The organism is Chromobacterium sp. W521, assembly GCF_052805975.1.
Window position 1 is genome coordinate 175,294 of record NZ_JBRBAF010000007.1, and the last position, 14,593, is coordinate 189,886.

The following is a 14,593-nucleotide window of genomic DNA, read 5'->3' on the forward strand; positions in this document are numbered from 1 at the left end:
AGGTTTTGCCTGGGCCGGCGCGCTCGTTTCCGGCAAGCCGGCGGCGATCCCGATAATCATGAGCCATCAGACCCTGATGCGTGGCGGGGAGTAGAGCCCGGCGCTGCCGACTTTCCTGTACTTCAGCCTGCCCTTGCTGGGCTTTGGCTGGATCGCCGCGATGCTGCCGTGAGGGCATGAAAAAGCCCCGCTGAGCGGGGCTTGATTGAAGAGGCGAGCCGGGTTTAGAGCCAGCTCAAAGCCCCGCGAGCTAGGGCGAGACAAGGCGAAAACAGCTGAGGAAGCGGAATGGTCAAGTGGTACATGAACATTTCGAAGCTGTGCTCACCGTGCCACGTCTCACGACGCGCAGCAGACTTTGAACAGACTCTTAAAACACCACCGGCTCGTCCGGCCGCGCCGGCGCCGCCGACTGGCCGAAAATATCCTTCCAGCCGGTGTATGCGGTCACGTACAGCACCGGGAACCACAGCAAGAGGCCAAGGCCCAGCGGAATCATCGCGATGAAGGCCAGTACCGCCAGCATCAGGCCGCTCACCAATACCGCGCCCCAGTTGGCGAGGCCGGCTTGCAGGCTGGCGCGGATCGCCTGCCACGGGCCGGCCTGGTTCAGCGTCACCAGCGCCGGCGCGAACCAGTAAGCCAGGCTGACCAGGAACACGGCCACGCCGCCGATGAAGGCGGCCAGCGCGATAGGACCGGCGATCACCGGGATCGCGTTGGGGTCGCTCTTGGCCACGCTCACCCCCATCGCGCCCATCAACAGGCCCAGCGCGATGCCGATGACGATCAGGATGGCCAGGTACAGCATGCCCACATTGATCAGCGGGCGCAGCGCGGTCTTGAAGCCGGCGAACAAATCACCCAACTCCAGCTCCGATCCCTGCTCGCATTTCTTCGCCGCCAGGATGAAGCCGGCGGCGAACACCGGCGCCAGGAAGAAGGACAGCGGGCCGCCCAGCAAGGGAATCATGCTGACGATGAAATTGATCACCAAATAGGCCAGCGCCAGCAAAATCCAGGTCAGCGGCTGCTGGCGGACAATGTAGAAGGCCTCCACGATCCAGCGCCAGCCGCGCCCGAAAGCGACTTTGCGCGGAGCGGGTAGGGCATCGAATGATTGCATCTAAATCTCCAAAAAGGTTGTGCCAAACAAGCCGGCGGCGCTTGGCGGCGCCTGCCTGCTCGCGTCGTTGCGTCGTTTGCGCGGCAAAAAGACAGAGCCAGACTGACCGCGATTTGCGACGCGGGTTTCCCCGCTTGCGCCTTTTATCCGCATTATGCCCATCTGTCATTGATGGAATCGGAAGCGGAATTATTCGCAGGCTTTTGATTCAAAATGCATTTTGCGGCTACATCGGCATTATCTTGCAAAACGGCCGCATCCGGCTATTTTTCGCATCCCTTCATGCCGCCGCTGTATTCCACATGGCGCAGCGGTTGCCGCCTATGGTGAAAATCGGCGATAATTCCATGATTTTGCGACGGTTGGTCCATGCCGGAGGCATGTTCGGGTGGCGCGGCCGTCGTCCCGGTTTCCACACAAGTCTTGAGGTTTTCCCGAAATGGTCACCCGTACCGAGCTTGCCAACGCCATCCGTTTCCTGTCCATGGATGCCGTTGAAAAAGCCAAATCCGGTCACCCCGGCGCCCCGATGGGGATGGCAGACATCGCGGAAGTATTGTGGCGCGATCACCTGAAACACAACCCGGCCAACCCCAATTGGCCAGACCGCGACCGCTTTGTGCTGTCCAACGGTCACGGTTCCATGTTGATCTACAGCCTGTTGCACCTCTCCGGTTACGACCTCTCCATCGAAGACCTCAAGCAGTTCCGTCAGCTCCACTCCAAAACTCCCGGCCATCCCGAATACGGCTACGCTCCCGGTATTGAAACCACCACCGGCCCGCTGGGCCAGGGCATCACCAACGCGGTGGGCATGGCGCTGGCCGAGAAAATGCTGGCGGCGCAGTTCAACCGCGACGGCCATCAGATCGTAGACCACCACACGTACGCTTTCTTGGGCGACGGCTGCCTGATGGAAGGCATCAGCCACGAAGCCTGCTCGCTGGCCGGCACTTGGGGCCTCAACAAGCTGATCGCCTTCTGGGACGACAACGGCATCTCCATCGACGGCCACGTGGAAGGCTGGTTCACCGACGACACGCCGGCTCGCTTCGAAGCCTACGGTTGGCAGGTAATCAAGAACGTCAATGGCCACGATCCGGTGGAAGTGGCTACCGCCATCGCCACCGCGAAGAAGGAAGCCGCGCGTCCGACGCTGATCTGCTGCAAGACCACCATCGGCTTCGGCGCGCCCACCAAGCAGGGCAGCCACGATTGCCACGGCTCGCCGCTGGGCGCGGCCGAAATCGCCGCCGCGCGCGAAGGCTTGAACTGGCCGCACGCGCCGTTCGAGATTCCGGCCGAGATCTACGCCGAGTGGAGCGCGCGCGACAAGGGCGCGCTGGCCGAAATCGAATGGAACAAGCGCTTCGACGCCTACCGCGCCGCTTATCCTGAACTGGCCGCCGAATTCAGCCGCCGCATGCAGGGCGAGCTGCCGGCCGGTTGGGAAGAGACCAAGGCCGCCGCCTTGGCCAAGATCGCCGACGCCGCGCAGACCGTGGCCACCCGCAAGGCCAGCCAGATCGCGCTGGAAGCGCTGTCTCCGGCGTTGCCGGAATTCGTCGGCGGCTCCGCCGACCTGACGGGTTCCAACCTGACCAACTGGTCCGGCTCCAAGTGGATAGACCACGACGGCCAGGGCAACTACATCAGCTACGGCGTGCGCGAGTTCGGCATGGCCGCCATCATGAACGGCATGACCCTGCACGGCGGCCTGCGCCCGTACGGCGGCACCTTCCTGATGTTCAGCGAATACGCCCGCAATGCCCTGCGCATGGCTTCGCTGATGAAGATCAACCCGATCTTCGTGTTCACGCACGATTCCATCGGCCTTGGCGAAGACGGCCCCACCCACCAGCCGGTGGAACAAGTGGCCACGCTGCGCTACATCCCCAACCATCACACTTGGCGTCCGTGCGACACCGTCGAAACCGCGGCGGCCTGGGCCCACGCCGTCGAGCAGAAGACCACGCCGAGCAGCATGGTGCTGAGCCGTCAGAACCTGCCCTTCGTCGCCCGCGACGCGGCGCAACTGGCCGCCATCCAGAAGGGCGGCTACGTGCTGCGCGACGCCGCCGGTGCCCGCGCGGTGCTGATCGCCACCGGTTCCGAAGTGGAACTGGCACTGAAAGCGCAGGACGCGCTGGCGGCCGAAGGCATCGCCGTGCGCGTGGTGTCCATGCCCTGCACCAATGTGTTCGACCGGCAAGACAAGGCCTGGCGCGATAGCGTGCTGCCGGCCGGTTTGCCGCGACTGGCGATCGAAGCCGGTCATCCGGACTTCTGGCGCAAATACGTGGGTCTGGAAGGCGATGTGGTCGGCATTGACCACTTCGGCGAATCCGCTCCGGCCCCGCAGTTGTTCCAGGCCTTCGGTTTCACCGTCGACAATGTAGTGGCCAAGACCAAAGCCCTGCTGTGATGTAAAGACAGGCCATTGCGAAAGCAATGGCCTTTTGTTCGCCGTTTCATGTAGTGGACGCACTACACAACACGCGGAGCGCCGGCCGGGAAGCCGGGCGCTCCGGATCGTCCCCCAGGAGATTTAGAAGCATGACTATCCGCATCGCCATCAATGGTTACGGCCGCATCGGCCGCCAGGTACTGCGCGCCATCTACGAAAACCAGCTGCACGACGATTTCAAAGTAGTGGCCGTCAACGCCACCGGCGATCTCAACATCAATGCCCATCTGACCAAGTTCGACACCGTGCACGGCCGCTTCCCCGGCGAGGTCGAGCAAGACGACGCGCACCTGATCCTGAACGGCGACAAGATCCCGTTCTTCAGCACCCGCAACCCGGCGGAACTGCCGTGGAAGGAACTGGATGTGGATCTGGTGCTGGAATGCACCGGCGCCTTCACCAGCAAAGACAAGTGCCAGGCCCACCTGGACGCCGGCGCCAAGAAGGTGCTGATCTCCGCGCCGGGCGGCGATGATGTCGACGCCACCATCGTTTACGGCGTCAACCACGACGTGTTGAAGCCGGAAATGACCGTGGTGTCCAACGCCAGCTGCACCACCAACTGTCTGGCTCCGGTGGCCAAGGCGCTGCATCAGGCCATCGGCATCAAGAAGGGCCTGATGACCACCATCCACGCCTTCACCAACGACCAGGTGCTGACCGACGTCAAGCACAAGGACCTGCGCCGCGCCCGCTCCGCCACCGACAATATGATCCCGACCAAGACCGGCGCGGCCAAGGCCGTGGGCCTGGTGCTGCCGGAGCTGAAAGGCAAGCTGGACGGCTTCTCGGTGCGCGTGCCCACCATCAACGTGTCGCTGGTGGACCTGACTTTCAGCGCCGCGCGCGACACCACCAAGGACGAAGTCAACGACATCCTGAAGGAAGCCGCCAACGGCGCGATGAAAGGCATTCTGGGCTACAACACCTTGCCGCTGGTGTCCGGGGACTTCAACCACACCGAGGAAGCCTCCACCTTTGACTCCACGCTGACCAAAGTCACCGGCGGCAATATGGTGAAAGTGCTGGCCTGGTACGACAATGAATGGGGTTTCAGCTGCCAGATGCTGCGCACCGCGCGTGCGATGTTCGCTTGCTGATGACGATGTGATTCGGAAAATCCGGGCCGGCGCGCCACGCCGGCCCGGATTTTTTGCGTCGGCTAGCGCCGGCGCTACATCCACCGGCATTTGATTGGTGTTAAGGTAGGGCCGTTTTTTTGGCATACACTTGCCTGGCGATCATGAATATCGCTTCCGCTGAACTCGCCGTCACAGGAAAGCAGCATGCGACAGAACCAAGCATTGTCCCGCCCTGAGAAATGGGTCCGGCTGGCCTCCTGGCTGGTGGCTTTGGTGTTCGCCGGCTTTTTGTCCAACCTGGGCGAGCTGGTGATCCGCGACCTTTTCTACGTGCCGGACGGCGGCCCGCCGCAGCTGGAAGCGCTGCAACAGCAAGCCGGCGTTGCGCCGTTGCGGCAACGGCAGCAGGCGCTGCAGCGTCAGAACGACGCCCAGCGCCTCCAGCTGGAAAACCTCGGCGCCACCCGAGAACAGCTGGAGCGCAATTACCAGACCCAGCGCAAGGGCTTGGCCAATTGGCTGGCCAGCCGCGCCGCCAGCGCCGATCCGCGGCAAAGCGCCGAAGTCAGCCGCCGTACTCGGGAACTGGACGCCCTTCAGGCGCAAATCCTGCAATGGCAGCAGAAGGAAGACCGGGCGAGCGACGGCCTGCGTGCGTTGGAGCACAGTCGGCAGGCCCTGCAGAGCCAGATCGACAAGGCCGAGGCCGTCGCCCAGGATCGTTATCAGCAGGCCTACCAGCGTTTTGAGTTGAAAGTGTTCCTGCTGCGGCTGGCGGTTATTCTGCCGCTGCTATTGCTGGCGGTATGGCTGTTCAGCCGTTACCGGACCCATCGCTACTGGTTCTTCGTTTATGGCTTTGGGCTGTTCGCCTTGTTCGCCTTCTTTGTCGAGCTGTTGCCCTATCTGCCTAATTTCGGCGGCTACGTGAGGCTGGCGGTGGGCATTGCGCTGACGGTGTTTGCAGGACTGCGCATGATTCAGGCCTTCCAGCGCTACGCGGAGAAGAAGCGCGCCGAGCTGCAGCAAAGCCAAAGCGAGCGCGCGCGCCATGTGGCTTACGCCCAGGCCTTGGGCGCCTACCAGAAGAAAACTTGCCCATCCTGCGACCATCAATACAATATTGCCGGCGACGACGCCGACTACTGCGTGCATTGCGGCCTGCAGCTGTTCCGCAGCTGCGGCTGCGGCGCGCGCAATTTCGCCTTTTTTCTGTACTGCAAAAAATGCGGCCGCCCCGGCGCCAAGCCGGAGTCTGCGCCGATGAATCAATCGACAAGCGAATCCAAACCCGAGCGAGCGAACGATGAAATTCAATAAACTTTCCGAACAGGCCCTGGCCGGCAAGCGCGTGCTGATCCGCGTGGACATGAACGTGCCGGTGAAAAACGGCGTCATCGGCGACGATACCCGCATCCGCGCCAGCCTGCCGTCCATCGAGCTGTGCCTGAAGGCCGGCGCCGGCGTGATCCTGATGACCCATTTGGGCCGCCCCACTGAAGGCGAGCCCAAGCCGGAAGACAGCCTGGCGCCGGTGGTGGAGCGCTTGTCCGGCCTCTTGGGCAAGCCGGTGCGCCTGGTGGCGGACTGGCAGTCCGGCTTCAGCGTGGCGCCGGGCGAAGTGGCGATGCTGGAGAACGTGCGCCTGAACAAGGGCGAGAAAAAGAACAACGCCGATCTGGGCCGCGCCTACGCCGCCTTGTGCGACGTTTTCGTCAACGACGCCTTCGGCACCGCTCACCGTGCGGAAGCCTCCACCCACGCGGTGGCCCAGTTCGCGCCGGCCGCCTGCGCCGGCGTGCTGCTCTCCGCTGAGCTGGAAGCGCTGGGCAAGGCGCTGCAAGCGCCGGCGCGGCCGCTGGTGGCCATCGTCGCCGGCTCCAAGGTGTCCACCAAGCTGACCATTCTGGAATCGCTGGCCGACAAGGTTGACCAGCTGATCGTGGGGGGCGGCATCGCCAACACCTTCTTGCTGGCCGAAGGCAAGGCCATCGGCAAATCGCTGGCCGAGGCCGAACTGGTGGAGGAAGCCAAAAAGGTGATCGCCAAGATCCGCGCCCGCGGCGGCGACGTGCCGCTGCCGGCCGACGTGGTCTGCGCCAAGGAGTTCGCCGAAACCGCCGCCGCCGTGACCAAGAGCGCGGCCGAGGTGAGCGCCGACGACATGATTCTGGACATCGGCCCGGATTCGGCGCGTGAACTGGCCGCCATCATCGCCAAGGCCGGCACCGTGGTATGGAACGGCCCGGTGGGCGTGTTCGAGTTCGAACAGTTCGGCGGCGGCACCAAGACCCTGGCCCAGGCCATCGCGGCCTCGCCGGCCTTCTCCATCGCCGGCGGCGGCGATACGCTGGCGGCGATCGCCAAGTACGGCATCACCGACGACATCAGCTATATCTCCACCGGCGGCGGCGCTTTCCTGGAGTTCCTGGAAGGCAAGGAGCTGCCGGCGGTAGCTATCCTGGCCGAGCGCGCTAGCTGAGGCCAGGGAAAAAGGCTATCAGGATGAATGGCTTGCGTTACACTGTTTTATTCCTCGCCGTTTCATTCTGATGGCCCACCCGCCGGAGATACTCATGTCGCTCAATACTTGGTTGCTGTTCGTCACCACCGTGTTTTTCGTCTCGGCCACGCCCGGCCCCAATATGCTGCTGGCGATGACCCACGGCATCCACTACGGGGTGCGGCGCACGCTGATGACGTGTTTTGGCCTGATGACGGCGCTGGGTTTGATCATGTTCGGCTCCGCCGCCGGCCTGGGCGCGGTGCTGGCCACCTCCGAACTGCTGTTTTCCTTGGTAAAATACGCCGGCGCCGCCTATCTGATCTATCTGGGAATCAAGACTTGGCGCAGCCAGCCGCAGCCGGTGGAGGAAATCCGCGAGGCGGCGACCGGGAAGCACACGTCCTGGGGCATGTTCCGCACGGGCTTCCTGGTGGCGATGAGCAATCCCAAGGCCTTTATTTTCTTTACCGCGTTGTTCCCCCAGTTTATGAACGCGCAACAGCCGCAGGGGCCGCAGCTGGCGATCCTGGCGGCGACGTTTTACGTGATCGAGGCGTCCTGGCAGCTGGCTTACGCCGGCGGCGGCGCGCGTTTGGCCGGCTGGCTGAATAGCGCGCGGCGTCTCAAGCTGGTCAACAAGGTGTCCGGCGGCGCTTTCGTCGGCGCCGGCGTATTGTTGTCCAGCGTGTCCAGACACTGAATTGATGAATTCGCCTCGGGCCGCGGCGCGGTCCGGGCGCCAACCATGCTCCGCTCAGGCGGAGCAGTTTGCGGAGATTGAACACCATGGCTCTCGTTTCCATGCGTCAGCTGCTGGACCACGCAGCGGAATTCGGCTACGGCCTGCCGGCCTTCAACGTCAACAACCTGGAGCAGATGCGCGCCATCATGGAGGCCGCCGACAAGGTGAACGCTCCGGTGATCGTGCAGGCCTCCGCCGGCGCGCGCAAATACGCCGGCGCGCCCTTCCTGCGCCACATGATCCTGGCCGCGGTGGAAGAATTCCCGCATATCCCGGTCGTGATGCATCAGGATCACGGCACCAGCCCGGACGTGTGCCAACGCTCGATCCAGCTTGGTTTCTCCTCGGTGATGATGGACGGTTCGCTGAAGAGCGACGGCAAGACCCCGGCCGACTATGACTACAACGTCGACGTTACCCGCACCGTGGTCAACTTCGCCCACGCTTGCGGCGTGTCGGTGGAGGGCGAGATCGGCTGCCTGGGCAGCCTGGAAACCGGCATGGCCGGCGAAGAGGACGGCGTGGGCGCCGAGGGCGTGCTGGATCACAGCCAGTTGCTGACCGATCCGGAAGAAGCGGCCCAGTTCGTCAAGGATACCGGCGTGGACGCATTGGCCATCGCCATCGGCACCAGCCACGGCGCTTACAAGTTCAGCAAGAAGCCCACCGGCGACGTGCTGCGCATCGACCGCATCAAGGAAATCCACGCCCGCATCCCCAACACTCACTTGGTGATGCACGGTTCCTCCAGCGTGCCGCAGGAATGGCTGCAGATCATCAACGAGTTTGGCGGCGATTTGGGCGAAACCTACGGCGTGCCGGTGGAAGAGATTGTGGAAGGCATCAAGCACGGCGTGCGCAAGGTCAACATCGACACCGACCTGCGCCTGGCCTCCACCGGCGCCATCCGTCGCTTCCTGGCCCAGCACCCGGCCGAGTTCGATCCGCGCAAATACCTGAAAGTGTCCACGGATGCGATGCGCGACATCTGTATCGCCCGCTACGAGGCCTTCGGCTCCGCTGGCCAGGCCAGCAAGATCAAGGCGATCAACCTGGACACCATGGCCAATAAATACCTGAAGGGCGAACTGGCGCAGATCGTCAAGTAAGCGCCGCCGCATTGTGCATGCCCAAGCCGCTCGTTAGAGCGGCTTTTTGCATTGCGCCATGACTTGTCCCCACCGGCGCATTAGGCTGGTTCTTTACTCTGGCGTACGGAGGGGGCAATGGGGTATTTGGAAATCGTGTTTCCACAGTGGCAGGGGACTGGCGCGTGTCAGGCATTGGCGGAAGGCGCGATCCATGCGCAGCAGGCGGCGGGCTTTATTTCTGCGCAACGGGTGGCATTGACGGCGACGCCGTCAACGGAACGACAAGATGGCATCGATCACCTAGAGGCTTTGCTGGCGCAGCAGCAGTCTTGCTGGCGGTTGCTGCAACAACGGCAGCCGGAGCGGCTTCTGGTTTGCGGCGGGGATTGCGGTGTAGAGGTGGCGCCGCTGGCTTATCTGAACCATTGTCTGCAGGGGCGGCTCAATGTGGTTTGGCTAGACGCGCATGGAGATTTGAATACCCCGGCTAGCTCCCCAAGCGGGCACTTCCACGGCATGCCCTTGCGGCTGTTGATGGGGGAAGGGCACCCGCGCATGCTGCCGCTGGTGCAAACGCCGTTGGCACCGGAGCAAGTAATCCTGGCCGGTCAACGCGATCTGGACGCCGCCGAGTGGGACTGGATCGACGCCAAGCGACTGCGTCTGTTTAGCGTGGAGGCGATGATGGAGCAGCCCGGCTGCGTCGCGGCAGCGTTGAATCCGGCTTGGCCTTGTTACATCCACCTGGATCTGGACGTGTTGGATCCGGAAAGCCATCCTTGGGTGTACTGTCCAACGCCCGGAGGGCTGGCGTTGGAAGTGCTGGAGCAAGTGGTGGACGCGATTGCCGCGCGGATTACCCTGGTGGGTGCCGGCGTGACCGAATGCACGGCGGGTTGCGTGGAGGATGCGGCAGTCGCAGGCGCGTTGCTGCGACGCTTGCGTTCCCGCCTGGCCTAGCCACCTTGACGTATTGGAGGCCCGGCCCGGATTGCTTACACTGCGGTATCCGCTTAATGCGCACAGAGGCAGGCGATGAAACTGAATCTTTTGTATTTTGCCCGCTTGCGGGACGAGTTTGGTCTGGAGAGCGAACACTTGGATAGCGACGCAGCCACGGTGGAGGAGCTGCTGGTGGAGTTGCGGCTGCGCGGCGAGGTCTGGGCGCGGGAGCTGGCCGCTGACCGGGTGTTCCGCGTGGCGGTGAACCAGCAGATGGCGCGCTTGGACTCCGCTTTGAGCGACGGCGACGAGGTGGCGGTGTTTCCGCCGGTGACCGGGGGATGAGCATGGGGCCGTTCACGGTGCGGGTGCAGCCGCAGCGTTTCAGCGCCGGCGCGGAAATCGACGCGCTGTCCGGCAACCCGGCTTGCGGCGCGGTGGTGAGCTTCAGCGGGCTGGTGCGGGATTACGGCGACAGTCGCGATGTGACAGCGCTGGAACTGGAACACTATCCGGGCATGACCGAAAAAGCGTTGGAAGCCATTGTGGCGGAGGCGCGCCGGCGCTGGCCGTTGCAGGCGGCCACCGTCATCCACCGCGTTGGGCGGCTGAGTCTGGGCGAGCCCATCGTGCTGGTGGTGGTGGCCAGCAGCCACCGCCGCGACGCTTTCGCCGCCGCGGAATTCCTGATGGACTACCTGAAGCAGGACGCGCCGTTCTGGAAAAAGGAAATTCTGGCCGATGGCAGCGCGCGCTGGGTGGAAGCCAAAAACAGCGACGCTCAAGCGGCGGAACGCTGGCAATGAGCCACCAGGCGCTGATTCTGGCCGGCGGCCGCGCCACGCGCATGGGCGGCGTCGACAAGGGCCTGGCGATGTTGTCCGGGCAGCCTCTGCTGGCGCACGCCTTGGCGGCGCTGGCCGCGCAGACGCCGCTGGCGCAACGGGTATGGATCTCGGCCAACCGCAATCTGGACGCGTACGCAGGTTTCGGCTGTCCGCTGCTGCCGGATAGCCTGCCGGACTACCCGGGACCGTTGGCCGGAGTGCTGGCGGCCTTGGAGCGCGACGACGGCGCGGTCTGGTTGGTGATGCCTTGCGACGCGGTGCGGCTGCCGGCGGATTTCTCGCGTCGTTTGCTGGCGGAAGTGGCGGCTGGCCGCCAAGCGGCCAGCGCGAGGGACCGCGAAGGCTGGCATCCCAGCCTGCTGGCCCTGGGGCCTGGTCTGCGCGCCGGTCTGGCCGCCTATCTGGCCGGCGGAGGCCGTTCCATCCGCGGCTGGCTGGCCGGACTGAACCATGTCGAAGTCGCGTTCGACCATCTCTTCCCCAATCTCAACACCGCGGACGCGCTGGCGGCGCTTGAGGCCAAGCCGGGCGAAAACTGAGGCCGCATGGCGATTTGTTTCGCATCACGAAAGTTTTAACTCTTTGTCATTTTGTTTTGCTATAGTGCGCGCGATCGGAGCGTCTATCGCGGTCCATGGCAGTGGACGGGCGTCTCCTCATTTCGGTCGCGGCCGGCGGCGTCGGCGCGAGCGACAACAAACAAGACAAGGATGCGTTTCGTGAAACTGAAAACCATGAGCCTGTGTCTGGCGGCGAGCCTGGCGTTGTTCGGCTGTTCCTCCGGCTCCGGCAGTTGGGGGCCGGGCGATCAGACCACCGGCGTTTCGCGCCAGCCGGTGGCGGTGAAGATGATCGCCTTCAACGATTTCCACGGCAATCTGGAGATGCCGGGCCAACTGACGGTGCCGGATCCGGCCGATCCAAGCAAGACTGTCAAGATCAACGCCGGCGGCGTCGACTATCTGGCGGCCTGGGTGCAGTCGCTGCGCGCCAAATCGCCCAACACCGTGGTGGTGTCGGCCGGCGATCTGATCGGCGCCAGCCCGCTGGTGTCCGGCTTGTTCCACGACGAGCCCACCATCGAGGCAATGAATTTACTGGGCCTGGACCTCAATGCCGTGGGCAACCACGAGTTCGACGACGGCCAGCAGGAACTGCTGCGCATGCAGAACGGCGGCTGCAAGACGGACGCGCCCACGACTTCCTGCCAGAACGGCAAATTCGCCGGCGCCAAGTTCAAATTTCTGGCGGCCAACGTCAAGAAAAGCGATGGCGGCACCTTGTTCCCTGCCTATGAAATCAAGAAGTTCGGCGGCATTCCGGTGGCTTTCATCGGCATGACTTTGAAAGGCACGCCGGAAATCGTGTCGCCGGACGGCATCAAGGGCCTGAGCTTCCAGGACGAGGCGGCCACGGTGAACCAACTGATTCCGCAACTGAAGCGACAGGGCGTCTCCGCCGTGGTGGTGGTGGTGCACGAGGGCGGCTATCAGAGCGGCAATTTCAACGAGTGCAACGGCGTGTCCGGCCCCATCGTCGACATCGTCAAAAAACTGGATCCGGCTGTGAAGCTAGTGGTCACCGGCCACACCCACCAGGCCTACAACTGCGTGATCGATGGCCGCCGGGTGACCAGCGCCAAGAATTACGGGCAGTTGTTCACCGAAATCGACTTTGTGCTGGATCCGGCCACCCGTGACGTCAAGCCCGGTTCGATTCAGGCGCAGAACCGAGTAGTGGCCCGCGAAATCGCGCCGCTGGCCTCGGTCAGCAATCTGGTCAAGCTGTATAAGGATCTGGTGGCCCCGGTGGCCAATCGGGTAGTGGGCCAGGCCGCGGGCATTTTGGATCGCACCCCGTCGGTGGCCGGCGAAACCGCGTTGGGCGACGTGGTGGCCGACGCGCAATTGGCGGCGGGCGCCGCTCAAGGCGCGGTAGTGGCTTTCATGAATCCGGGCGGAGTGCGAGCCGACATTATCCCCGGCGCCGGCGGCAATGTGACGTACAGCCAATTGTTCACCACTCAGCCGTTCGGCAACGTGATGACCACCTTGACTCTGACCGGCGCGCAGATCGATCAGCTGCTGGAGCAGCAATGGAGCGATCCGTCCAAGGTCAAGATTCTGCAAGTATCCAAGGGCTTCAGTTATAGCTGGAGCCAGGCGGCGCCGGTGGGCAACAAAGTGGACATCGCCAGCATCAAGATCAACGGCATCGCCATTGATCCCTTGGCCAGCTACCGGGTGCAGGTCAATAACTTCATCGCCGGCGGCGGCGATGGTTTCACTGTGTTGACTCAGGGCGGCAACCGGGTGGGCGGCGGCGTGGACGTGGACGTGCTGGAGAGTTATTTCGCAGGCGCGTCGCCGGTGGCGGTGCCGGCGCTGAACCGGATCACGCGTCTGCCTTGAGTTAGGGCGTTGGGGGCAGCCGTCCGCGCGCTTCCAGCGCGCGGAACACCCGCAGCGCCACCCAGGCGTCGTTGCCGGCGTAAGCTTGTTGCGCCGGCGTCAGCGGCAGTTTGGACCAGTTGGTGGTGGACAGTTTCTTGGATTTGCGGAAGTACTGGCCGAACAGTCGCGCCACCGCCTGCACCGCGCCGACGGTGATGCGCGGGTCGTCGCTGTCGAAGCAAGACACCAAGTCCAGCACTCGGCCGCAACGTATGCCCAAGCGCTGCTTCAGCAGCGACTGATCCGAACTGAGTTCGAAGCCCACCAAGAGCCGCTGAGGGTCTTCCAGCAGGGTTTTCAGCTCCGGCGCGCACTGGCCATCCTGCACCGGGAACAGCCAGGCGCCGTCGTCGCAGGCCAACTGTATCAGGTGAGGGCCGGTTGGTTTTTCGCCTTTGTGGAAAGTGGGGCGGGATTCGGTGTCGAAGCCCAGCACCGCGCAGCCGCCCAGCTCCCGCAACGCGGCGGCGGCCAGTTCCGGCGTGGCGGCCAGCCGCACCTGCTCTGGGGTCAAGCCGGCGAACAGCGGCAGCGCTTTGATCTCCTCACGAGGAATTTGTCGGGTTGGCAACATGGCGGTCTCGCTGACTTGAGGGTAATTTGCAACCTTACCGCATTTAATGGCGGTGGTCAGGCATAAGCTGTCATATTTTTTGACGGTCCCAGCAGGAGATGCCCAACAACGGTGGAAATATCCTGTAGTATCGTCGGCATGCCTAATTCTTCACGTTATCTTGGCCGGCAGGCAATCGTTGATCGCCAGCAGCAACTGGTGGCCTATGAACTATTGTTCCGTTCCAGCCCGGCCAATTTCGCCTTGGTGCGCGACGATCTGCTCGCCAGCGCCGAGGTGTTGCGCAACGCCTTCGGTGAACTGGGCAACGTGGATGTGTTGGGTCAGTTTCCCGGTTTCATCAACGCTAGCGCGGATTTGTTGCAAGACGCCATCCTGGACCAATTGCCGGCGGAACGGCTGGTGCTGGAAATACTGGAAACGGTCACCGTCACCGAGGCCTTGCTGCAACGGATGGCGCTGTTGCGCCAACGCGGCTTCCGCCTGGCGTTGGACGATGTGATCCACTTGGGGCCGGACCAGACCGCGATGCTGCCGCTGGTGGACATTGTCAAAGTGGACGTGGCTGCGGTGGAAACAGAGCGCCTGCCGGCGCTGATGGCGCAGTTGAGCGATTTCGACGGCATTTTGCTGGCGGAAAAGGTGGATAGCCGCGAACAGTTCGAACGCTGCCGGGATTTGGGTTTCCGCTGGTTCCAGGGCTATTTCCACGGCCGGCCGGTGGTGTTGAGCAGCACGGACGCGCCGTAGCGCCACATCCTC

Annotated in this window: 14 protein-coding genes; 12 read left to right on the forward strand and 2 right to left on the reverse strand. The window is 63.4% G+C overall.

All coding sequences use genetic code 11. The features are described 5' to 3' along the window. Window positions 1–370 precede the first annotated feature (370 nt). Complete coding sequence (locus ACUXV1_RS12810; RefSeq protein WP_052370748.1) at window positions 371–1,126, reverse strand: BPSS1780 family membrane protein; 756 nt, start codon at window positions 1,124–1,126, stop codon at window positions 371–373. Window positions 1,127–1,565: 439 nt separating this feature from the next. Here ACUXV1_RS12810 and tkt point away from each other — a divergent pair, with 439 nt between their 5' ends. The 11 genes from tkt (at window position 1,566) to ACUXV1_RS12865 (ending at window position 13,215) form a co-directional block, all read left to right on the forward strand. Then, window positions 1,566–3,551, forward strand: coding sequence for a transketolase (gene tkt / locus ACUXV1_RS12815; RefSeq protein WP_446015559.1), 1,986 nt, complete (start codon window positions 1,566–1,568; stop codon window positions 3,549–3,551). Between the two features lie 131 nt (window positions 3,552–3,682). Further along, complete coding sequence (gene gap / locus ACUXV1_RS12820; protein ID WP_043640348.1) at window positions 3,683–4,693, forward strand: type I glyceraldehyde-3-phosphate dehydrogenase; 1,011 nt, start codon at window positions 3,683–3,685, stop codon at window positions 4,691–4,693. A 186-nt stretch (window positions 4,694–4,879) separates the two neighbouring features. Next, on the forward strand, window positions 4,880–5,995 hold the full coding sequence (locus tag ACUXV1_RS12825; protein WP_446015560.1) for a serine endopeptidase: 1,116 nt from the start codon (window positions 4,880–4,882) through the stop codon (window positions 5,993–5,995). Then, window positions 5,982–7,157: a phosphoglycerate kinase gene (locus tag ACUXV1_RS12830; RefSeq protein ID WP_043640344.1), complete on the forward strand. Its 1,176-nt coding sequence runs from the start codon at window positions 5,982–5,984 to the stop codon at window positions 7,155–7,157. The genes ACUXV1_RS12825 and ACUXV1_RS12830 overlap by 14 nt, the downstream gene beginning before the upstream one ends. A gap of 94 nt (window positions 7,158–7,251) precedes the next feature. Then, a complete protein-coding gene (locus ACUXV1_RS12835) occupies window positions 7,252–7,881 on the forward strand; it encodes a LysE family translocator (RefSeq protein WP_446015561.1) in 630 nt (209 codons plus the stop codon). 86 nt (window positions 7,882–7,967) lie between these two features. Continuing rightward, entirely contained in the window at window positions 7,968–9,032 is a 1,065-nt protein-coding gene (gene fba / locus ACUXV1_RS12840; protein WP_043640341.1) for a class II fructose-bisphosphate aldolase, read from the forward strand. A 117-nt stretch (window positions 9,033–9,149) separates the two neighbouring features. Beyond that, window positions 9,150–9,974: an arginase family protein gene (locus tag ACUXV1_RS12845; RefSeq protein WP_446015562.1), complete on the forward strand. Its 825-nt coding sequence runs from the start codon at window positions 9,150–9,152 to the stop codon at window positions 9,972–9,974. Between the two features lie 75 nt (window positions 9,975–10,049). After that, the gene (moaD, locus tag ACUXV1_RS12850) at window positions 10,050–10,301 is read left to right on the forward strand and encodes a molybdopterin converting factor subunit 1 (RefSeq protein WP_019103633.1); all 252 of its coding nucleotides are present in this window, start codon (window positions 10,050–10,052) and stop codon (window positions 10,299–10,301) included. A 2-nt stretch (window positions 10,302–10,303) separates the two neighbouring features. Beyond that, window positions 10,304–10,762: a molybdopterin synthase catalytic subunit MoaE gene (moaE, locus tag ACUXV1_RS12855; RefSeq protein ID WP_194427338.1), complete on the forward strand. Its 459-nt coding sequence runs from the start codon at window positions 10,304–10,306 to the stop codon at window positions 10,760–10,762. Next, on the forward strand, window positions 10,759–11,343 hold the full coding sequence (mobA, locus tag ACUXV1_RS12860; protein WP_446015563.1) for a molybdenum cofactor guanylyltransferase MobA: 585 nt from the start codon (window positions 10,759–10,761) through the stop codon (window positions 11,341–11,343). Before moaE ends, mobA begins: the two co-directional genes overlap by 4 nt. Before the next feature lie 180 nt (window positions 11,344–11,523). After that, window positions 11,524–13,215, forward strand: a complete 1,692-nt coding sequence (locus tag ACUXV1_RS12865) for a bifunctional metallophosphatase/5'-nucleotidase (RefSeq protein WP_446015564.1) — start codon at window positions 11,524–11,526, stop codon at window positions 13,213–13,215. A 1-nt stretch (window position 13,216) separates the two neighbouring features. On the opposite strand, the gene ACUXV1_RS12870 is transcribed toward ACUXV1_RS12865, so the two are convergent. After that, on the reverse strand, window positions 13,217–13,831 hold the full coding sequence (locus ACUXV1_RS12870; protein WP_043640329.1) for a 3'-5' exonuclease: 615 nt from the start codon (window positions 13,829–13,831) through the stop codon (window positions 13,217–13,219). 138 nt (window positions 13,832–13,969) lie between these two features. Here ACUXV1_RS12870 and ACUXV1_RS12875 point away from each other — a divergent pair, with 138 nt between their 5' ends. Further along, window positions 13,970–14,581, forward strand: a complete 612-nt coding sequence (locus ACUXV1_RS12875; protein WP_052370745.1) for an EAL and HDOD domain-containing protein — start codon at window positions 13,970–13,972, stop codon at window positions 14,579–14,581. The last annotated feature ends 12 nt before the right edge of the window (window positions 14,582–14,593 follow it).

Excerpts from the sequence above, each read along its gene's own strand:
- ACUXV1_RS12810 (WP_052370748.1), bottom strand. The coding sequence starts at position 1,126 with ATGCAATCATTCGATGCCCTACCCGCTCCGCGCAAAGTCGCTTTCGGG.
- ACUXV1_RS12845 (WP_446015562.1), top strand. The coding sequence starts at position 9,150 with ATGGGGTATTTGGAAATCGTGTTTCCACAGTGGCAGGGGACTGGCGCG.
- ACUXV1_RS12830 (WP_043640344.1), top strand. The coding sequence starts at position 5,982 with ATGAAATTCAATAAACTTTCCGAACAGGCCCTGGCCGGCAAGCGCGTG.
- gap (WP_043640348.1), top strand. The coding sequence starts at position 3,683 with ATGACTATCCGCATCGCCATCAATGGTTACGGCCGCATCGGCCGCCAG.
- moaD (WP_019103633.1), top strand. The coding sequence starts at position 10,050 with ATGAAACTGAATCTTTTGTATTTTGCCCGCTTGCGGGACGAGTTTGGT.
- tkt (WP_446015559.1), top strand. The coding sequence starts at position 1,566 with ATGGTCACCCGTACCGAGCTTGCCAACGCCATCCGTTTCCTGTCCATG.
- moaE (WP_194427338.1), top strand. The coding sequence starts at position 10,304 with ATGGGGCCGTTCACGGTGCGGGTGCAGCCGCAGCGTTTCAGCGCCGGC.
- fba (WP_043640341.1), top strand. The coding sequence starts at position 7,968 with ATGGCTCTCGTTTCCATGCGTCAGCTGCTGGACCACGCAGCGGAATTC.
- ACUXV1_RS12835 (WP_446015561.1), top strand. The coding sequence starts at position 7,252 with ATGTCGCTCAATACTTGGTTGCTGTTCGTCACCACCGTGTTTTTCGTC.
- mobA (WP_446015563.1), top strand. The coding sequence starts at position 10,759 with ATGAGCCACCAGGCGCTGATTCTGGCCGGCGGCCGCGCCACGCGCATG.
- ACUXV1_RS12875 (WP_052370745.1), top strand. The coding sequence starts at position 13,970 with ATGCCTAATTCTTCACGTTATCTTGGCCGGCAGGCAATCGTTGATCGC.
- ACUXV1_RS12825 (WP_446015560.1), top strand. The coding sequence starts at position 4,880 with ATGCGACAGAACCAAGCATTGTCCCGCCCTGAGAAATGGGTCCGGCTG.
- ACUXV1_RS12870 (WP_043640329.1), bottom strand. The coding sequence starts at position 13,831 with ATGTTGCCAACCCGACAAATTCCTCGTGAGGAGATCAAAGCGCTGCCG.